The organism is Acinetobacter pittii, assembly GCF_022449185.1.
Taxonomy (GTDB): Bacteria; Pseudomonadota; Gammaproteobacteria; order Pseudomonadales; family Moraxellaceae; genus Acinetobacter; species Acinetobacter pittii_I.
In genome coordinates, this window is the sequence record NZ_JAKUKO010000002.1 from 469,322 (window position 1) to 488,119 (window position 18,798).

An 18,798-nucleotide genomic window follows, 5' to 3' on the forward strand; every position below is an offset into this window, starting at 1 on the left:
ATTTTTTATTAAATAATGAGTAAAAGTAAGCGAAAACAAACAATAATGGCACAGTTGAAGAACTTATTAGTTCAGCACGGCTTGCCTTATCTTTTTATTGCACTTGTTTTGTGTAATGGGGTTTATTTTGCCTATGCTTTTATAACTGGAAGTTCTATTGAGCAGTTTCAAATTTCTGAATTAACCTCTTTTTACGAACATACCTCTTCTATTTCTACCAATTAAGTCAGTTTTGCTTTTGTCAAAATAACAACAAGTTTGCCAATTTTCAGTGTTATAGTATGCGTGCATAAAAGTGCAGGAACGATTGCCATTATGAATAATAAAACTCCTCTCTCGACTCAACCACTTATTGAAGTGAAAAATTTGAGTTTTAATCGAGGGGAACGCGTCATTTATGACAATATTAGTTTAAATATACGTCGTGGCCAGATTACGGCTATTATGGGACCTTCTGGTACAGGTAAAACAACATTATTACGTCTGATCGGTGGACAGTTAGTTCCTGATCAGGGCGAAGTTTTGCTCGACGGTAAAGATATTGCAAAAATGTCTCGTCAGGAACTTTTTTCAGCCCGTGCACGTATGGGAATGTTATTTCAGAGCGGTGCTTTATTTACGGATATGTCTGTCTATGAAAATGTAGCATTTCCAATTCGAGCACATACCAAGCTTCCTGAAAATCTAATTGCTGAACTGGTTGCATTAAAACTGGAATCAGTTGGTTTGCGTGGTTCTGAGCAATTAATGCCTACAGAACTCTCAGGCGGTATGAACCGTCGTGTCGCTTTGGCACGTGCGATCGCGCTTGACCCCGATTTAATCATGTACGATGAACCGTTTGCAGGGCAAGACCCTATTGTAAAAGGTGTTTTGACACGTTTAATCCGTTCATTGCGAGAAGCTTTAGATTTAACCACAATTATTGTTTCGCATGACGTTCCCGAAACCCTTTCTATTGCTGACTACATTTATGTTGTAGCAGAAGGAAAAATTCAGGGGGAAGGAACACCAGAAGAATTACAGGCATATGCTTCTCCATTTGTGCGCCAATTCTTAACAGGTTCGGCAGAAGGACCAGTTGAATACCAATTTAGTCATCAAGCCTATTTAGATAACGAGGTTCGTCCATGAATACGATTGCCTGGTTAGGTAGACTCGTTATTGAGCGGATTCGAGGGATTGGTGTTGCGGCACTAATGCTCTTACAAATTGTTTTTTCTTTTCCTTCATCTGGTGGTTTTGGACGATTTATTTACCAAATGCATCGGGTAGGGGTGATGTCTTTGTTAATTATCACTGTGTCGGGCCTATTCATTGGTTTGGTACTGGGTTTACAAGGATACTCAATTTTAGTGAACGTCGGCAGTGAATCAATGCTAGGCACAATGGTGTCTTTAACATTGCTGCGTGAATTGGCACCTGTGGTTGCTGCTTTATTATTTGCTGGTCGAGCAGGTTCTGCATTAACAGCAGAAATTGGTTCAATGAAGCAAAGTGAACAACTTGCCAGCATGGAAATGATCGGGGTTGACCCCTTAAAACAAATCGTATCACCACGTCTTTGGGCGGGAGTGGTCAGTTTACCGATGCTAACTGTCATTTTTGCTGCGATTGGTATTGTGGGCGGTAAAATGGTAGGTGTCGATTTTCTTGGCGTCGATGAAGGCTCATTCTGGAGCGGAATGCAAAACAACGTGCAATTTGGGCATGATGTCGTAAATGGCATTATCAAAAGTATTGTGTTTGCTTTGTTATGTACATGGATTGCGGTATATCAAGGATATGCGTGTGATCCGACTCCAGAAGGAATCGCAACTGCAATGACGAGAACAGTTGTATATTCTTCATTATGTGTTTTAGGTTTTGATTTCGTGTTGACTGCGGTCATGTTCGGAGGGATTTAATGAAATCACGTAGTAGTGAGCTGGCCGTAGGTATCTTTGTTATTATCTTCGGTATTGCCTTGTTCTTTTTAGCCATGAAAGTTAGTGGTCTTGTTGGTACTAACTTAAATGATAGTTATACCATGAAGGCTCAGTTTGATAACGTCAATGGTTTAAAGCCTCGTGCTAAAGTAACGATGAGCGGTGTCACAATTGGCCGTGTTGATTCAATTACCCTTGATCCAGTTACGCGTTTGGCTACAGTAACCTTTGGTTTAGATGGAAAATTGACAAGTTTTAATGCTGAGCAACTAAAAGAAGTTCAAAAAAATGCTTTAGATGAACTACGTTATAGTTCTGATTATACGCAGGCTTCTCCAGAGCAACAAAAAGCAATGGAACAGCAACTGATCAGTAACATGTCCTCCATCACCAGTATTGATGAAGATGCTTATATAATGGTTGCAACCAATGGTTTGTTGGGTGAGAAATATTTGAAAGTCGTTCCAGGTGGTGGTTTAAACTATCTTAAACGTGGCGATACAATTTCAAATACCCAAGGAACTATGGATTTAGAAGATTTAATTAGTAAATTTATTACTGGTGGTGGCGCAGGTAAAGTTGCCGCTGGTTCATCCTCAGCAGAAGAAAAAGCTCCTGCAAGTACCGACAGCAGTGCACAGCCGTCATTTGTTGAGTAAGAGTTTATTTGAAGGAGTGGTTCCAGGTGAATACGTTGTTTAAACAAACCCTGACAGCAAGTCTTTTGTCTACTATGATTGCAGGTACAGCTTTTGCTGCACCTTCAGAAGCACCACCTGATTTTATCAAGCGTGTTGCTGATGGCTTGATCGCTCGTTTAAAAGCAGATCATGCTAAGTTGCAGAACAATCCTGCTTTAGTAAAATCAATTGTACGTCAGAACTTAGACCCGTATGTTGATTCACAAGCGTTCACTCGTATTGTGATGGGTACTTATGCGACGAATCAGTATAGTACAGCTGCACAGCGTGCTCAGTTTGAAACAAACTTCCGTAATACATTAATTGAAAATTACGGTAGCGCATTTGCTAAATATACAAATCAAAGCTATACCATGCGTCCTTACAAGGCAACTGCGGGTAAAAACCCTGTAGTGACATTGGACTTTAATCACAATGGTGAAAAAATTCCTGTTTCTTTCCAGTTAGCTGACAAAGGTACTCAATGGAAAATCCGTAATATCAATGTCTCTGGTATTGATCTAGGATTACAGTTCCGTAATCAGTTCGCTGCAACAGTGAAACGCAATGGCGGTGATTTAAATAAAGCAATTGCTACGTTCCAACCTGATGCAGACGCGGCTGTTAATCAAAACAAAAAGAAATAAGTAGGTGACGTGTGGTTCAGTATCTCAACCAACAATTGGTTGTTTCGGGAAAAATTGATTTTGAAAATGCGGAACAACAGTATCAAGCAGGTTTGGCCATCATAAAGAAGCAGCAAAGCTTCCCACTTGTGGTGGATTTAACTGAACTTGAGCATGGTAGTACTTTGGCATTGGCTGTTTTAGTTCAATGGTTACGAGAGACTCCAAAAAATACTGGTTTGCATTTTAAAAATGTTCCTGAAAAAATGCTGAAGATCATTCAAGCCTGTCATTTGCAGGAAGACCTGCAAATAATCTGATGTTTTTGATGTAAAAAAAGCACCTATATTTAGGTGCTTTTTTATGCTCGAAACTAGCATTTTATTACAAAGCTTAGATCCATTTTTTCCAGCGGAAATAAATGATCGGCCCAATAAAGAAACCCATAATAATCAGCAAAACAACGAAGAAACTGGTCGTACCATGTGCAAAAGGTAATACGTCTGTGTTCATACCGTAAATACTGGCAATAAGCATTGGAGGAGCTAACATACTTGGTAAGATCGAGAATCGACGAATCGTGTCATTCTGTTCGGTGTTAATGAATCCGGACGTCGTATCAAGTAAGAATCGTACTTTTTGGAATAAGAACGCATCATGTTCTACCAGTGAGCGCACATCTTCACTGAGCTCTCGAATGTCTGCATCATAAATATGACTGCCTAATGCACGTGGACGCGATAAAAAAGTAAGTACACGTCGTAAGTCAATGAGACAAAGCTGTGCTTTTCCTAGCATGTCTTCTTGTTGAGCTAGGCGCGTAATCATGTCATCGAGATCTAGAATTTTTTCACGTTGGTGGTTATTAAGAACCTCTGTGGAGTATTTTTCTAAATCTTTGTGGATATCTTCTAAGATATCCGCAAGCTCATCGAGTTTTGCTTCAAGAAGGCCTAATAAGATCCAGGTAGGATCTTTATAGTCCATGTCATAGTCATTTCGGCGAGCACGGGCACGAAAGGCACGAAACGCAACTAGTTTTTCTCCGCGCATCGTAAAGAGGCGGTCTTTATGTAAAATGAAAGCTACGGTTTGCACCATGGCAAGCATATGTGATGACTCTTCAGCGTCTCCATCCACCTGATAATTTTTATTTTTCGTTAAAAAATAAGTACTGATGTGCAAAATACCATCATCATCACGGTAAAATCGTGCAGAAGATGAAATGTCTTCAAGCGACTTTAGTGTTGGTAAATTTTGGTCATAGGCATCTAATACCCATTGTTGCTCTTCTTGCGAGGGTGCAATAAGATCAAGCCAGACTAATTCGGGATGTAGATCAAATCCACCATTGATGGTGGCATCTTCCAGACTTCCGCGTTCTGTGGCATAAAAGGCTTCAAGCATGTGTCTTTTTTCCTCACGCAGTCTGATGGAAATGGATGGGTGTATTTTAGACAAGGATTTGCCGAAAAACACTTGCCAATACGCTATTTTGCAAAAAAAAACTCTATCGATAGTTTAGTTTGTCAGCATGACAGTTCAATAAAACGGTTTTTTACACTATGAAATCAATTTGTATTTTCTGTGGTTCATCTCTTGGTTCAAACCCAATTTTCCAAAAAATTGCCCAAGCTACAGGCGAGGCTATTGCAAAACAAGGGAAGACCTTGGTTTATGGTGGTGGTCGCTCAGGCCTAATGGGTGTAGTTGCCGATAGCGCCTTACAAGCAGGTGGACAAGTCATTGGCGTGATCCCTCGTGCTTTAGTTGATCGTGAGTTAGCTCATCCGGGCCTAACCAGATTATATGTGGTTGAAAATATGCATGAGCGTAAAACCAAGATGGCGGATCTTTCAGATGGCTTTATTGCTTTGCCGGGTGGCGCTGGTACATTGGAAGAAATCTTTGAACAATGGACGTGGGCGCAATTAGGGATTCATCAAAAGCCATGTGCTTTCTTAAATGTAGCGGGCTTTTATGAAGATTTACTTAAAATGATTCAAGGAACGGTGGATAATGGATTCAGCCAAGCACGGTTCGTTGATAAATTGATCGCATCAGACAAAATTGAAGATATTCTTCAACAGTTTGAGCAATATCAGGCTCCTGCTCCAAAATGGACAAATGCAGATGTTCAACCATAAACGAGGTTAAATAGGTGAAAACAATTACGGTCGCTGCCGCAGTGATCTTAAATGAGCAAAATCAGTTGTTGCTTGTAAGAAAGCGTAATACACATGCTTTTATGCAAGTGGGTGGCAAGCTGGAACCTAATGAGGCACCAGAGATCACCATGCAACGCGAAATTTTAGAAGAAGTCGGAAGCTCTTGTGTGATTGAGCAATTTATTGGTCATTTCGAAACAGCAGCTGCGAATGAGCCAGATCATATTTTGGTGAGTCATTTATATCTAGTTCAGCTCGACCAAGCACCTAAAATTGCAGCCGAAATTGCAGAAATGAAGTGGATAGATTTAAATGATTCGGAAACTCAACTTGCACCATTGACCCGAGAAATTGTCATTCCTTGGTGTGAAGAGTATTTATCTACGGTGCAATAGCTTAACTCTTTAGTGTTGCCGCTAGGCACGCCGTATGAATGGATGTGCAGCCTAATTGTTTAAGGGCTTGACTGAGCGCATGAACAGAGCTTCCTGTGGTTATCACGTCATCAATAATGAGAACGCGGCGATAACGTCGTTTCTCTTGATGATGGGGTAAAAATTGTTGTTCTATATTTTCAAAGCGTTCTAGCCGAGTAAGTCCTTTTTGAGAGTGCTCATTTAAGCGTTGAATTGGTTGCCAAACAGGTATTTTTAAGTGTTTGCTTAAGATATTGGCGAGTACTAAGGATTGATTGAAACCACGCTCGATTAAACGTTGATTGGAAATGGGCATAGGTACGATCGCTTGTACCTTGGGAAATTTTAATTGTTTTAAAATTTCCCCTAATAAGATTTGATAATGTAATTTTTGTTCATATTTAAACTGCTGAATAATACGGTTAATTGGATAAGCATAGTCACAGGCTACAAGGACAGATTGATTATTACGTTGAATCGTTTGTTTAAGCCAAGGCAGCTGTTCCCAACAGTCTTTACAAAGTGAATATTTTTCTCGCGTACCTAACTCGCACAATGAGCAAGGTGAAAATAACTGAATAAGAGGTTGGAAGTTTAAAAAACTAAACATACGCGTAGCGAGGCGCCTCAGGAAGCCAACGTTTTAATAGAGCATCTGCCTGTTCTGGATAATCTTTTAAAACTTGCTGTGCCACATAGTGGGCTTGACTCAGTAGATGATCATCTCGCTCTAATCGGGCCACCCTAAATCCCATATCCCCAGTTTGTTTAGTTCCTAGTAATTCACCCGGCCCACGTAATTCCAGATCTTTTTCCGCAATCACAAAGCCATCATTACTTTCTCTTAAAATAGAAAGTCTCTCTTGTCCATTTTGAGAGAGAGGCGTTTTATATAAAAGTACGCAAAAACTAGCTTGAGCACCTCGACCTACGCGACCTCGTAATTGGTGTAGCTGAGAAAGCCCTAAACGCTCGGCATTTTCAATCACCATAATGGAAGAGTTAGGAACGTCTACTCCAACTTCAATCACTGTTGTTGCGATAAGAAGTTGTAATTCATTATTTTTAAATGCTTGCATGACGGCTTGCTTTTCATCAGCTTTCATTTTGCCGTGTACCAAACCAATATTGAGTTCAGGAAAGCGTTCTTTCATCTCTTGGTAAGTTGCTTCTGCTGCTTGAGCATCTAAAGTCTCAGACTGCTCAACCAATGTGCATACCCAATAGGCCTGTTTCCCATCTCTGCAATTTGAAGCAATACGTTGAAGCACTTCCTCTCGACGATCAAGAGGAATCGTAACTGTTTGAATTGGGGTACGGCCTGGAGGTAACTCATCAATTATGGATGTGTCTAAATCACCATAAGCACTCATTGCTAGAGTTCTTGGAATCGGAGTGGCTGTCATCACGAGTTGATGTGGAGTGAACTGCTCAGCACCTTTATTACGTAGAGCTAAGCGTTGATCGACACCAAAGCGATGTTGTTCATCAATAATCACTAGCCCCAATTTAGCGAAGCCAACATTGTCTTGAAATAAGGCATGGGTACCCACAATAAGTTCCGCGTGGCCTTCTTTAATTTGTTGTTCTGCTTGGGCACGGGCTTTACCTTTTTGTTTACCAGATAGCCATGCCACGGTTACACCTAATGGTTCAAACCAACGTTTAAAGTTTAAATAATGTTGTTCTGCAAGAATTTCAGTCGGAGCCATTAATGCAACCTGCCAATCTGCTTCTAAAGCATGGCAAGCAGCTACAGCGGCAACAAGGGTTTTTCCAGCACCTACGTCGCCTTGTACTAAACGTAGCATAGGTTGGTGTTGTTTTAAGTCATTTAAAATTTCTTTAGATACACGTTTTTGTGCATTGGTCATTTGAAATGGTAAAGCTTCTAATAGTTTTTTAGCTAATACTTGACTGCTTGAAAATGCAGGTGACGCAATTTGTCGAATATAAGCACGGCGATTAAGTAAACTAATTTGGTGCGCAACCAACTCTTCAAAAATAAGCCGTTGCTGTGCAGGGTGCGAGCCTTGAGCCAATTGCAGCATGTTGGCATCCACAGGAGGCTCATGAATGTAATACAAAGCCTCTTTAAGCGCATAGCCATTGGTATATTGCTTTGGGAGTAGCTCTGGTAAGGCATCACTATGATGCTTTAAAGCTTGTTTAACGTATTCGCGTAATTTGGGTTGAGTTAATCCATCCGTACTTGGATAAATTGCTGTCAGCTGAGTTTTTGGAAGGGGTGTATGTTCATGAATGAGCTGAATTTCAGGATGATACATCTCAAGGCCGCGAGCACCTACACGGACTTCACCAAAAATACGTAAGCGATGATCGGGTTTTATTTTATCAGTCAGGTTTTTATAAATATGATAAAAGCGTAAGGTGACTTTACCGAATTCATCTTGCACCAAGGCTGCCATAGATTTTCGCTTTCCGGGAGGGAAATCAATTGATTTGACTTCTCCTTCGAGTAAATAGCTCCGCCCAACCACCAGTTGATTCATTGGAATAATCGTACTGCGGTCTTCATAATCACGTGGCAGATGAAACAGTAAATCATCTGTGGTAAAAATATTTAGTTTTTCGAGTAGGGCTGCTGAAGCCGATCCAACGCCTTGTAACTGATGGACTGAAGTCATGTCCCCTCAACGAGTTTTCTATGCATATATTATTTATCGGTTATGGTAAAACATCTCAGCGTGTTGCTAAACAACTATTTGAGAAAGAACATCAAATTACCACAATCAGCCGTAGTGTAAAAACGGATAGTTACGCAACACATCTTGTTCAAGATATTTTTTCGCTCGATTTAAGTAAAATTGAACCTGTGGATGTCGTATATATTTTACTTTCTCCAAATGAGAGTACGGTTGAGGGCTATCAACATACTTATGTAGATAGTATTGAACCGATTCGAGAAGCATTAAAAATACATCCAGTAAAAAAAATAATTGTTGTCTCTTCTACGCGGGTGTATGGTGAAAATGCAGGGGAGATCATTGATGATTTTAGTGAAATTCATCCAAATGATGCACAAGGCCATATATTGCGTAATATGGAGTTACTCTGGCAAAAATATTATCCAACTCAATCTGTAATTGTTCGTCCTACAGGTATTTATGGAACTTCCATTGCCCGCTTAAAGAAAATGGCTGAAAATAATCAAAGTTATCCAAATATACATTATAGCAATCGAATACATATTGATGATTTAGCAAGATTTTTGGCTTTTATGGCTGATTACGAAAGTCATCAAGCAAGCTATATTGTGACTAATAATCAACCATTGCCTTTGCATGAAATTATTGTGTGGTTTCAAAAACAATTGGGATTGCCAGAATTAACTTTAGAATCAAACCAAATTTCAGGTAAAAGAATTTATGCAAAACATTTATCTACAACAGGTTTTCAGTTGGAACATCCAATTTGCTTTAATGACTATTTATTATGTTTAAATGTTCATAGCACTAAATGAAATTTTGATTAAACTTTAAATAAGAACATAAATACCTGATGAGGCAGTCAAATTGCCGATAAAGATAAAAAGGTTGAAAGTGAAAAAAATTTGTTTAGCTCTTATCTTGAGCGTAACAGCTGTTGCGAGTTGGGCTGAGGATCAGGTGTGGTGTGCCTATGATCCTATCGGGTCCCAAGGGGATATTACTCGCCGTTTAAATGACATTCGACTTTATGCCCAGCAATACCAAGTCAAATTTAAAGTGGTTACCTATCAAAAAGAACAGCAGGCCATACAAGCTTTTGATGATGGAAAATGTTCAGGTTTAGCTGCATCCAATTTCAATACTTATCGTTATAACCAATTTATGGGAAGTACTGCGGGTATAGGGCTTATTCCTAATAACCGTACGGCCAAAAGCTTTTTGCAGCTTTTAAATCATCCTACAATCGAGAAAAGGTTAGTTTCTAAGAATTATGAAGCTATAGGAATGATTCCAATTGGAACTGCTTACATGGTTCTAAAAAATAAGAACCTCTCTAGAGTCGCTCAATTAAGAAATCAGCGTATTGGGGTGCTACCTAACAATCCACCACAACAAGCACTGGTACGGAGTGTAGGTGCTCTGCCAGTTTATGTTGATTTATCTAACGCGATTGCGCAGTTTAAGCAAAATAAAATCGATATTATTGCTGCTCCCGTGTATGGTTTATTGCCATATAACTTACAAAAAGAATTTGGGCCGGATACTCAAGTCATCAATTTTCCGTTGGCATATTTCGGCGTCAATTTAATTATTAAGCCGCAAGCTTATCCTGCTAATTTTGGCCGGAAAATTCGAGGATGGTTTGTTCAAAATAGCCAATTGCTGACGAATCGTGCGACACAATGGGAAAATCATTTACCTGCTTATTATTGGGTAGATGTCTCTTTTTATGAGAAGCAAAGTTATGACGTGATGGTTGCCAAAATACGTAATCAGTACGTTCTTTCAGGTTATTACGATGCTTATTTCGTTCAGCTTATGAAGCGCTTACGTTGTATGGACGATCCACGTTATTTTGAATGTCCAATTCGCTAATAAAATAAAAGGCAACCGAAGTTGCCTTTTATTTTGAGTGAAGAATTTAAGCTTTTTTGCGTTTTAAACGACGTTTAGCTTGTTGAGATGCCATTGCTTCAAGAGCATCTTTCAATTCTTCGTCAGTAAAGGTGGTGATGTGCTGCAACATTTGCAAGGTTACTTCATCAAGCACCAACTGTGCGCCAGCAGCCATTTGACGGAAATTATCATCAAACTCAATTTGTCCTTGGTCATTGGTGCGAATGTAATTTTGTTGTGTAAGTACTTTTAAGAAGCTTTGGAATAAAGCTTTATCGAAGAACTCTGGCGAATTAAATTCATAGAGAACTGATAAACGTTGTCCAAGTAAATGACTTAATTCTTCAACTTGTTTAGCAGAGATATTACCTGAACCACGTTGGGTAATGAGCGCAAGCGTCATGTAGTAACGCTCAAGACTTTGCTTAACAGGAGTAGCTAAAACAACAAGCTGATTATGCTCTTCAGTATTTGGCGCAGAGCTAATCAAGTTACCTTCATCATCTTGTTGAATAAGGTTAGATTGAACTAGAGCATCTGCATATTGCTCAACTTGTGCCTTAAGCTCGCTACTCTTCCATTTAAGGAATAACTCAGCTTTCAAGAATGGATAGAGCGTATAGATGACATTGGTTAAATCTGAACGACTGATTTTTCCATTATGCTCAACAAGTGATGCTACTAGAGAAGGTAAAACAAAGGCGTGCAAGATATTATTACGGAAGTAAGTCAGAAGAACAGCTTGGTTATCTTCAATCGCAATAATATCGCCCAGTGCATGCTGAACGCGTTTAATGAGTTTAAGCTTTAAACCATACGCAATAATTTCTTTACCAGAAAGTGGTGTTACTTCCATACGTTGGTCATATGGGAAGTTTGATGCCAAGTTGCGGTAAGCTTCAAGTTGCTTAATACAAATTTCTTCATCAAGCGTATGCTTTGGAGTTGCAAGCAAAATAATAGAAAGTAAAGAAACAGGGTTTATCACCACAGCTCGGTTAATATTTTCTAAAATTGCATGTGCAGAGCTATTTACTGCATCTGAAACAGCTTGAGGAATTGGGTCGTCATTTTTCTCGATATAAACGTTTTCTGCATTATGTTGCTTAAGCAGATCATCAAGGAAAACGGGTTCACCAAAGTTCACGTGGACTTTACCAAAGATACGTTCAATTTTTCGTAAGGTTTTCACAATACCAAAAATAGATTCGGCTTCTTTTGGCTTACCTTGCATTTCGCCTACGTAAGTTGAGCCTTCCATAAGTCGTTCATAACCAATATAAGTTGGTAAGAAAACGATAGGTTTAGCACGGCCACGTAAATGGCTGTGAACTGTCATGGCAAGCATACCGGTTTTAGGCGGTAATAAACGTCCAGTACGTGAACGTCCACCTTCAATAAAGTATTCAAGAGGCGTGTTGCGTGACAAAATACTATATAGATATTCTTTAAATACAGTAGTGTAGAGTCCATTTCCACGGAAAGAGCGGCGAATGAAGAATGCACCGCCACCACGTAGAAGCTGTCCAACAAAAGGTAAGTTTAAGTTATCGCCCGCAGCAATATACGGAACCATTAAGCCACGTTTATAGATGACATATGACAATAGTAAATAGTCAATGTGACTACGATGGCACGGTGTATAGACAACTTCATAGTCTTTCGCTAGTTCACGAACCGTACTAAAGTTATGTACTTCTACGCCGTCATAAAGCTGGGTCCATAGGCGTGTTAAGGCAAGATCGGCAAAGCGCACTGCTGAGTGCGAATAATCCGATACGATTTCATTCACATAGCCAATCGCACGGCGTTCAGCTTCAAGCATGCTCACTTTTCCGCGAATACTTTCACGGCGGATTGCTTCTTGCACATCACGAGATTTAACAACCGATTGCATGACATTGCGGCGATCCGACAAATCGGGGCCTAACACGACTTCACGCTGACGGTCTAAATAATCATTTAACGTACTTACAATATAAGTTGCTGGTGAAAGATTTGGATAATGCTGCTGTGCATATTCAACCAATTCACGTAGCGATTGTGGTTCATGAAATTCTAAATAAGACTGACGGCCATGCAAACCAATATTAACCAGCTGCTTAACTGTGCTTGGTGTTGCCCATGTGTCTGAAAATAATAATTTAAACCAAGAATCTTCTTTATCTGGCGAACGGCCCCATAAAACTGTAACCGGAACAAGCTCTATATCAAGTTCAGGGTTTTCTTGTAAAACTTCAATCAGTTTTATTAAACGCGGTGGAAAAGCATGAGGAGGCGGATTCAGTAAATTATTTTCATCATTGTGCTGTAAAAATAAAACTGATGCTTTTTCCTGATGAGTACCCACAATGAGTGGGTCTAACGCAGGTTTTAAATTTAAACGACGCGTTTCTCCATCAACCACTAAAGCATTGCTTCGAGAGTGGTTTTGTAAGACGTAACAAACCACTTTTTGGCGGTTAGTTTTTGCTTCTGTTTCTGTTGTTTCTGATACTGGTTCAGTAGGAACTTCCCCAAGAACATGTGGTGTTACCACGAGGTCAAGTAGTTTACTCGAAAGCCGACGATACATTTGACCAAACCCACTCTTGGACATAAGAACTCCTACTTCTTAAAGACAAATCCCAGCACCAAATGCAGAGGGTAATTATTTTGCGGCATTTATTAAAAAAAACAATATGCTACTTTCTTATAAATTATAATGCTTTTGGCATATTTTATCGTTAAAAATCGTATTTTTAGCTGTTATATGAGCAATCTTCGTCAGAAGTTGACTGATTGTTCCATGTTCAAATAGTTTTTTATGGCACAATAGATTCTACACATCTGTACTTTAATACGATTTTTTACCTGAAATATGAAGGTATCTCTCATGAATGCGTTAACCCAAGAACTTGTCGATCTTCTTACTTTAGAAAAGCTAGAAGAAAATATTTACCGTGGCATAAGCCGTAATCTCGTCGGTAAACGTGTCTTTGGTGGACAGGTTTTGGGTCAGGCTTTACGTGCAGCATCTTATACAACCGATCGTCCAGCGCATTCTTTGCATGCATATTTTTTATATGGCGGCGATATTAATGCCCCAATTATCTATGAAGTAGACCGTTTACGTGATGGGAAGAGTTTCGTAAGCCGTCAGGTTCGTGCTATTCAACACGGACGAGTTATCTTTTCGGCGATGGTTTCTTTTGCTAACCCCGAAGAAGGCTTGAACTATCAACATCAAGAACCAGAGTACCCTGCACCAGAGACTCTTAAATCTGAAAATGAGCTCAAAGAAGGTATTTTAAACTTCGTACCTGAAAATGTTCGTGCTAGTTTTATGCGTGAGCGCCATGTAGAAATCCGCCCAATTGATCCGGTAAATCCGTTTCAACCGCAACCTGAAGCGCCGTATAATGCGCACTATATCCGCACACATGACCGTATTCCAAAACAATTAGATGATATTGCTTTGCATCAAGCAATTGTTGCGTTTTATTCAGACTTTACCTTAATGACAACTGCTTTAAGACCGCATGGGCTTAGCTATATTTCTCCAAGTTTGCAGTGTGCGAGTATTGATCATGCCATTTATTTCCATCGCCCGCTGCGTGCTGATGAATGGATGCTTTACGATATGGAAGCCACGGTCAGCGCAGCTTCTCGCGGCTTAAACTTTGGACGTATGTGGCAAAATGGTCAGTTGGTATGCAGTACCGTACAAGAGGGTTTAATTCGTTTGCGGGAAATTGAAACGCAATAAGCTTATTTATAAAGCCATCTGATTAGATGGCTTTTTTATTTTTAATTGAAATGATGTGACAAAAAATTGCTCGTATGAAAAGCGCGCTCATGTCATATTTGCAAAAGGATTGCCAACTGAAAAAAATAATGCTGATATGAACTTAAACACACAAATTCTTATTGCGGCCATTTTAGGCTTAGCCTTTGGTTTTATATTAACGTTGTATCCTGATACTGCGTTTGTAAAACATAGTTTATATGGGCTGGGCATATTAAGTAGTGTCTTTATTGGTCTGCTTAAAATGTTGTTGGTGCCTTTGATTTTTAGCTCGATTGTTGTGGGTGTCTCTAATTTGCAGGCTGGTGGGCAGTTAGGTCCAGTCTGGAAAATTACCTTTTTATGTTGTTTGACCACAACAACATTGGCTTTAATTTTAGGTATAAGTTGTGCTCATCTATTTGAAGTAGGGCGGGGTATAGATATCTCTATTTTTCAGTCATCTATGCAGAATTTTCAGACACCAGATAGTTTGAATCCTGCAAGTTTTTTCACTAATTTTATTCAAAATACATTAATCAACCCATTTAAAGCATTTAGCGATGGTAACGTTTTAGCTGTTGTGGTGTTTGCACTATTTGTTGGTGTTGCTTTAGTCCATGGCGGTGAGCGTTTTAAAAGTATTCGCGTATTGAGTCATCAATTTTTTGAAATGATGATGATGCTAGTCGGCTGGGTAATGAAGCTAGCACCTTTGGGTATTTTTGCTTTATTAGCAAAGTTAATGGCAACGGAAGATATTTCGGTACTAAGTCGTTTGGCTGAGTTTGCTGTTGTAGTGACAGGGACTACCATTTTTCATGGTGCTGTTGTTTTACCATTACTACTTTGGATTTTTGGCCGCATGAGTCCTTGGACTTTTTTCAAAGGAACACGTACAGCGCTAATTACAGCATTTGCAACCAGCTCTAGTTCTGCCACGATGCCACTTAGTATGAAATGCGCACAGGAAAACTTAGGCGTTCGTCCGCAAACAGCTGGTTTTGTGATTCCTTTAGGTACACAGCTTAATATGGATGGCACTGCACTATATGAAGCAGCCGCTGCATTGTTTGTCGCAAATTTGGTAGGGCTAGACTTAAACCTGACACAACAAATTATTGTGTGTTTAACAGCAATGATTGCATCACTAGGGGCCCCTGGAATTCCAAGTGCTGGTATGGTTACCATGATTATGGTTTTACAGTCTGTAGGTTTGCCGGCTGAAGCAATTGCAATTTTACTTCCGATTGACCGCCTATTGGATACGGTAAGAACAGTGGTAAATGTGCAGGGTGATATGATGATTAGTGTGGTTGTAGATCGATATACCAAAGATAAAGATATCAGTGTCTAATCTCCTAAATAAAAAAGCAGGATTTTAAATCCTGCTTTTTTATTTTTAAGCTGCTTGTAACTCGGCTCTTTTTGCTGCTGGAGATTGCGATAAATAACTTACCGCATCTTCAGTGCTGCCTTCCTTGACTGGATCATACCAAGGCATGAGGTAATCAATTTGTTGGGCAATCAGCCAAAATGGATTTGGTAAAACCTGATTATCTTTTCTGCTAATTTTATACCACTCTACAGCAACCCATACTGGGAAAAATCTAGATTTAGCCGCGTCTGCAAAACGTGGATCTTGTTTCATAATATGTGCAGCACCATCTACCCATAATCCAAGTACCAGTACAATCACTGCGAGGCTTAAATAGTAGCGTGGAATATATCCACCACCCAAATGGCGATATAAATCAAAAGCAACGGTACGGTGTTCAATTTCTTCTGAACCATGCCATTTAACCAGATCGACCATTTCAGGGTCAGCACCTAATTCTTCCCAACGCTTGTTATAGAGTGCATATTTCCCTAATACACAGGTCATATGCTCAACAGTTGCAATAACGCCTAAACGGAAAAGGTCCCATTGTCCTTGTAGAAATTGAGGGACTTCTTTATCAAATGGTTTATCTGCTAAGGCAGTAGTAAATAGATAATTCATAATGTCCAGATTTCGCTGGATATCAATATTACGTCCACTTAAATATTCTTTATTAGCAGACGTATGGGCGTTGGCGTGCATAGCTTCCTGACGGATAAATGCTTGCACATCCTGTTTAAGTTTTTCGTCTTTAATTTGCGGTAAAACTTTATTGTACAAACGACAAAACCAGAACTCTCCGGCAGGCAAGATGTTATTAATTTCATTAATAAAATAACTTGCGAAAGGCTGATTTGGAATCCAGTCAACAGGGGTATCTTTCCAGTCAAATTTTACTTTACGTGGAAGAATTTTATAGTTAATAGAAGAACCTAAAGCCTTGTTCTTCAAAAAAGATAACAATTTCATCATTTAGTCCTGATTTTTAACTCGATGAAGTTATAACGAGTATAAAAAAAGCCCCTACATTTGTGTTTAGCAATAGGGGCCAATTTGAAAATAAATTTAATAAAGAAATTGTATCTGTTTTGACGATTTACTCTTCAGTATCCTCATCTGATGCTTCAGGGATCGCGTCAACGTCAAATTCCGGCTCTTGATCAAGCGTAAAATGCAGGCGTCCAGCCATAACACTTGCTAGCTCTTCTAAACCTAATTTATTAAGTGATGAGAAAAGTTGAATCGAGAAATCAAGCTTCATTTTTTTCAGTTGTTGCTTAACTTCTAATAGCACTTTGTTTGCAGGGCCACGATTAAGTTTGTCTGCTTTCGTTAAGAGAATATGAACAAAGAGATGACGTGAATAAGCCCACTCTAGCATCATCATGTCGAAATGCTGTAGGGGATGGCGAATATCCATAAGTAATACTAAGCCTTGTAAGCTTTTACGATGGATTAAATAGTTCTCTAATTCTTTTTGCCACACCTTTTTCATATCTTCAGGTACAGCTGCATAACCGTAACCTGGAAGATCGACTAAACGCTGATCAGGATTACCTAGACTAAAGAAGTTAATCATCTGCGTACGACCAGGTTTTTTAGAGGCGCGCGCTAACTGTTTTTTATTGGTTAATGCATTGATAGCACTAGACTTACCGGCATTTGAGCGCCCTGCAAAAGCGATCTCGTAGCCACTATCTTCAACACAAAGTGCCAATTTAGGTGCACTCATTAGAAACTCAGCTTGGCGTAACCAGTTGAGTGATTGCACAGCATATGCCGTGATCGCTGGATCTGGTTTCTTTTCATAGCTGATCTTTTGCTTGGGTGCGAGTCTGGCTTTGGTGTCTTTCGATTTTTCACTACGACGCATAAAAAATAACTTTTTAAATGAGAGGGCTCGCGCCTAGTATAAAGGAGCTTGGGTATTCTTGCTAATTTTCAATAAGTCGACTTATCAAAATCAGTAGAGCTTAGATTTGTAAAAATGCAATAGGGGAGTTGGCAGGAGCGGATTTTGATTGCTGCAAAACTTCTCCGAGTGTGTATTGATCTAGGCTTTGATAAAAGCTTTCTAAAGCCTGATCTAAAATACCTTTTAAACCACAGTGACTACGTAATACGCAAGGTGGCGTATTACATTCAACGATTTGATTGTCGCCCTGTAATATTCGAACAATTGAACCTAAATTTGAGTTAAGTGCATCTGGATTTAAGCGAATTCCTCCACCTTTTCCACGAATGGTAATAATCCATTCCTGCTTGCCCATGAAGTGAACAACTTTAACTAGATGGTTTTGTGAAACATGCAAATCTTTCGCGATTTCTGCAATCGTGTAGGGTGCATCACTTGGGCGTGCAACATACATTAAGAGACGTAATGCATAATCGGTAAATTTATTAAGCTGCATGATCACCAAAAATGGAAGAGATTAAAAGGATGATCATCTTAGCCTGAAAGTCTAAATAAGAAAACTTTCAGGCAAGAGGTTTTTACATTACAGCGTTAAAGGGGCTGAAACCTGTACTTGATCACCCACTCTATAATGCTCAAGTAAAATATTAGCAACCGAAAACTCAGTATGATTTTCTTCAGGCTGCACTTCAAAATGATATGAGTTATCTTCTTGAGCTTCAGTAAATTTAAAAGCTTTCGGTTGTTCAAGTTGTTGTTCTGGAACTTGTACTTTAACTGAAATAAAAGCGTTTGCAGGACTGGTTAGTACGTCCTCATGATCAGTTGCTTTTAAAGTGAAGCGTTTGCCAGATTCCAGAGGATCAATTTGAGTAATTTCAAATGAACGCCAGCCAGCCCATCCACCTTTTAAACTTTCAAGTTGTTCGTATTTTTGTTTTTCAACACCAATCAAGATATCAGCCAACTGTAAGTATGCTTGTTTCCACGCTTCAATAAGCTCTGATTCGAATGGTACGTTGAGTACTTCACTAATTGAATGAAGCAAGTTGTCCCCAACAATTGCATATTGGTCTGGTTGAATATCTAAGCTCACGTGTTTAGTGGTGATGCGTTCTACCGCTTTAGCTAGAACAGTAGGGTTCTCAATATTTTCTGCATAAGCAAGCACAGCAGCTGCAAGAGCACGTGGCTGACGTAAGCTGGTTTGGTCATCTAAATTAAAAACATTTTTTAATTCGGGGTTGTTATTAAGCATGCGCTTATAAAAGTATGTAGTCAGCGTAACGCCGTGTTCACGTAAAACCGGTACAGTAGATTTAACAAGTTCAATTTGTTGTGGAGTCATGG

General features: G+C 39.5%; 20 protein-coding genes. 12 read left to right on the plus strand and 8 right to left on the minus strand.

Features of this window, described 5'->3' with window-relative positions; all coding sequences use genetic code 11:
- The first annotated feature begins 15 nt into the window (after positions 1-15).
- From MKX14_RS08240 to MKX14_RS08265, 6 genes are all read left to right on the plus strand, one after another.
- Entirely contained in the window at positions 16-225 is a 210-nt protein-coding gene (locus MKX14_RS08240) for a hypothetical protein (RefSeq protein ID WP_086265766.1), read from the plus strand.
- Positions 226-315: 90 nt separating this feature from the next.
- Positions 316-1,134, plus strand: coding sequence for an ABC transporter ATP-binding protein (locus MKX14_RS08245; protein WP_002116999.1), 819 nt, complete (start codon positions 316-318; stop codon positions 1,132-1,134).
- Complete coding sequence (mlaE, locus tag MKX14_RS08250; protein ID WP_002117010.1) at positions 1,131-1,907, plus strand: lipid asymmetry maintenance ABC transporter permease subunit MlaE; 777 nt, start codon at positions 1,131-1,133, stop codon at positions 1,905-1,907. The genes MKX14_RS08245 and mlaE overlap by 4 nt, the downstream gene beginning before the upstream one ends.
- Positions 1,907-2,587, plus strand: a complete 681-nt coding sequence (locus MKX14_RS08255) for an outer membrane lipid asymmetry maintenance protein MlaD (RefSeq protein WP_005067241.1) — start codon at positions 1,907-1,909, stop codon at positions 2,585-2,587. The genes mlaE and MKX14_RS08255 overlap by 1 nt, the downstream gene beginning before the upstream one ends.
- A 26-nt stretch (positions 2,588-2,613) precedes the next feature.
- Positions 2,614-3,255 (plus strand): MlaC/ttg2D family ABC transporter substrate-binding protein, encoded by a 642-nt coding sequence (locus tag MKX14_RS08260; protein ID WP_002116826.1) that lies wholly within the window; start codon positions 2,614-2,616, stop codon positions 3,253-3,255.
- A gap of 11 nt (positions 3,256-3,266) precedes the next feature.
- A complete protein-coding gene (locus MKX14_RS08265) occupies positions 3,267-3,554 on the plus strand; it encodes an STAS domain-containing protein (RefSeq protein ID WP_057074645.1) in 288 nt (95 codons plus the stop codon).
- Positions 3,555-3,627: 73 nt separating this feature from the next.
- Here MKX14_RS08265 and MKX14_RS08270 read toward each other — a convergent pair whose 3' ends face one another.
- A complete protein-coding gene (locus tag MKX14_RS08270) occupies positions 3,628-4,641 on the minus strand; it encodes a magnesium and cobalt transport protein CorA (RefSeq protein ID WP_002116978.1) in 1,014 nt (337 codons plus the stop codon).
- 158 nt (positions 4,642-4,799) lie between these two features.
- On the opposite strand from MKX14_RS08270, the gene MKX14_RS08275 reads away from it, so the two are divergent.
- Entirely contained in the window at positions 4,800-5,381 is a 582-nt protein-coding gene (locus tag MKX14_RS08275; RefSeq protein WP_005067248.1) for a TIGR00730 family Rossman fold protein, read from the plus strand.
- 14 nt (positions 5,382-5,395) lie between these two features.
- Complete coding sequence (gene mutT, locus MKX14_RS08280; RefSeq protein ID WP_002116701.1) at positions 5,396-5,797, plus strand: NUDIX hydrolase; 402 nt, start codon at positions 5,396-5,398, stop codon at positions 5,795-5,797.
- A 1-nt stretch (position 5,798) separates the two neighbouring features.
- Here the strand turns inward: mutT and comF are convergent, their stop codons facing one another.
- Both comF and recG read right to left on the minus strand, forming a co-directional pair.
- The gene (gene comF, locus MKX14_RS08285; protein ID WP_046811836.1) at positions 5,799-6,428 is read right to left on the minus strand and encodes a ComF family protein; all 630 of its coding nucleotides are present in this window, start codon (positions 6,426-6,428) and stop codon (positions 5,799-5,801) included.
- Positions 6,421-8,466, minus strand: coding sequence for an ATP-dependent DNA helicase RecG (recG, locus tag MKX14_RS08290; protein WP_240282241.1), 2,046 nt, complete (start codon positions 8,464-8,466; stop codon positions 6,421-6,423). The genes comF and recG overlap by 8 nt, the downstream gene beginning before the upstream one ends.
- Positions 8,467-8,486: 20 nt before the next feature.
- Between recG and MKX14_RS08295 the strand changes: the two genes are divergently transcribed.
- Positions 8,487-9,302 carry an NAD-dependent epimerase/dehydratase family protein gene (locus MKX14_RS08295; RefSeq protein ID WP_108010028.1) on the plus strand — a complete coding sequence of 272 codons (816 nt, stop codon included), beginning with the start codon at positions 8,487-8,489 and terminating at the stop codon, positions 9,300-9,302.
- A 79-nt stretch (positions 9,303-9,381) separates the two neighbouring features.
- Positions 9,382-10,365 carry a putative solute-binding protein gene (locus tag MKX14_RS08300; RefSeq protein ID WP_046811887.1) on the plus strand — a complete coding sequence of 328 codons (984 nt, stop codon included), beginning with the start codon at positions 9,382-9,384 and terminating at the stop codon, positions 10,363-10,365.
- Between the two features lie 46 nt (positions 10,366-10,411).
- On the opposite strand, the gene plsB is transcribed toward MKX14_RS08300, so the two are convergent.
- Positions 10,412-12,985, minus strand: a complete 2,574-nt coding sequence (gene plsB, locus MKX14_RS08305) for a glycerol-3-phosphate 1-O-acyltransferase PlsB (protein ID WP_240282242.1) — start codon at positions 12,983-12,985, stop codon at positions 10,412-10,414.
- A 276-nt stretch (positions 12,986-13,261) separates the two neighbouring features.
- Here plsB and tesB point away from each other — a divergent pair, with 276 nt between their 5' ends.
- Together tesB and MKX14_RS08315 are read left to right on the plus strand one after the other, a co-directional pair.
- Positions 13,262-14,134, plus strand: coding sequence for an acyl-CoA thioesterase (tesB, locus tag MKX14_RS08310; RefSeq protein ID WP_002116924.1), 873 nt, complete (start codon positions 13,262-13,264; stop codon positions 14,132-14,134).
- Positions 14,135-14,243: 109 nt separating this feature from the next.
- Complete coding sequence (locus MKX14_RS08315) at positions 14,244-15,509, plus strand: dicarboxylate/amino acid:cation symporter (RefSeq protein ID WP_240282256.1); 1,266 nt, start codon at positions 14,244-14,246, stop codon at positions 15,507-15,509.
- Positions 15,510-15,554: 45 nt separating this feature from the next.
- Here MKX14_RS08315 and MKX14_RS08320 read toward each other — a convergent pair whose 3' ends face one another.
- The 4 genes from MKX14_RS08320 to MKX14_RS08335 all read right to left on the minus strand — a co-directional run bounded on the left by MKX14_RS08320 (position 15,555) and on the right by MKX14_RS08335 (position 18,796).
- Entirely contained in the window at positions 15,555-16,505 is a 951-nt protein-coding gene (locus tag MKX14_RS08320; RefSeq protein WP_240282243.1) for a metal-dependent hydrolase, read from the minus strand.
- 124 nt (positions 16,506-16,629) lie between these two features.
- Entirely contained in the window at positions 16,630-17,406 is a 777-nt protein-coding gene (gene yihA, locus MKX14_RS08325; protein ID WP_240282244.1) for a ribosome biogenesis GTP-binding protein YihA/YsxC, read from the minus strand.
- A 100-nt stretch (positions 17,407-17,506) separates the two neighbouring features.
- Positions 17,507-17,944 carry an RrF2 family transcriptional regulator gene (locus MKX14_RS08330; RefSeq protein WP_002116968.1) on the minus strand — a complete coding sequence of 146 codons (438 nt, stop codon included), beginning with the start codon at positions 17,942-17,944 and terminating at the stop codon, positions 17,507-17,509.
- A gap of 87 nt (positions 17,945-18,031) precedes the next feature.
- The gene (locus MKX14_RS08335) at positions 18,032-18,796 is read right to left on the minus strand and encodes a globin domain-containing protein (RefSeq protein WP_014207751.1); all 765 of its coding nucleotides are present in this window, start codon (positions 18,794-18,796) and stop codon (positions 18,032-18,034) included.
- Positions 18,797-18,798: the final 2 nt, after the last annotated feature.

Excerpts from the sequence above, each read along its gene's own strand:
- MKX14_RS08245 (WP_002116999.1), top strand. The coding sequence starts at position 316 with ATGAATAATAAAACTCCTCTCTCGACTCAACCACTTATTGAAGTGAAA.
- recG (WP_240282241.1), bottom strand. The coding sequence starts at position 8,466 with ATGACTTCAGTCCATCAGTTACAAGGCGTTGGATCGGCTTCAGCAGCC.
- MKX14_RS08330 (WP_002116968.1), bottom strand. The coding sequence starts at position 17,944 with ATGCAGCTTAATAAATTTACCGATTATGCATTACGTCTCTTAATGTAT.
- MKX14_RS08240 (WP_086265766.1), top strand. The coding sequence starts at position 16 with ATGAGTAAAAGTAAGCGAAAACAAACAATAATGGCACAGTTGAAGAAC.
- MKX14_RS08255 (WP_005067241.1), top strand. The coding sequence starts at position 1,907 with ATGAAATCACGTAGTAGTGAGCTGGCCGTAGGTATCTTTGTTATTATC.
- MKX14_RS08270 (WP_002116978.1), bottom strand. The coding sequence starts at position 4,641 with ATGCTTGAAGCCTTTTATGCCACAGAACGCGGAAGTCTGGAAGATGCC.
- MKX14_RS08320 (WP_240282243.1), bottom strand. The coding sequence starts at position 16,505 with ATGATGAAATTGTTATCTTTTTTGAAGAACAAGGCTTTAGGTTCTTCT.
- mlaE (WP_002117010.1), top strand. The coding sequence starts at position 1,131 with ATGAATACGATTGCCTGGTTAGGTAGACTCGTTATTGAGCGGATTCGA.
- comF (WP_046811836.1), bottom strand. The coding sequence starts at position 6,428 with ATGTTTAGTTTTTTAAACTTCCAACCTCTTATTCAGTTATTTTCACCT.
- tesB (WP_002116924.1), top strand. The coding sequence starts at position 13,262 with ATGAATGCGTTAACCCAAGAACTTGTCGATCTTCTTACTTTAGAAAAG.
- MKX14_RS08295 (WP_108010028.1), top strand. The coding sequence starts at position 8,487 with ATGCATATATTATTTATCGGTTATGGTAAAACATCTCAGCGTGTTGCT.
- MKX14_RS08335 (WP_014207751.1), bottom strand. The coding sequence starts at position 18,796 with ATGACTCCACAACAAATTGAACTTGTTAAATCTACTGTACCGGTTTTA.
- yihA (WP_240282244.1), bottom strand. The coding sequence starts at position 17,406 with ATGCGTCGTAGTGAAAAATCGAAAGACACCAAAGCCAGACTCGCACCC.
- MKX14_RS08275 (WP_005067248.1), top strand. The coding sequence starts at position 4,800 with ATGAAATCAATTTGTATTTTCTGTGGTTCATCTCTTGGTTCAAACCCA.
- plsB (WP_240282242.1), bottom strand. The coding sequence starts at position 12,985 with ATGTCCAAGAGTGGGTTTGGTCAAATGTATCGTCGGCTTTCGAGTAAA.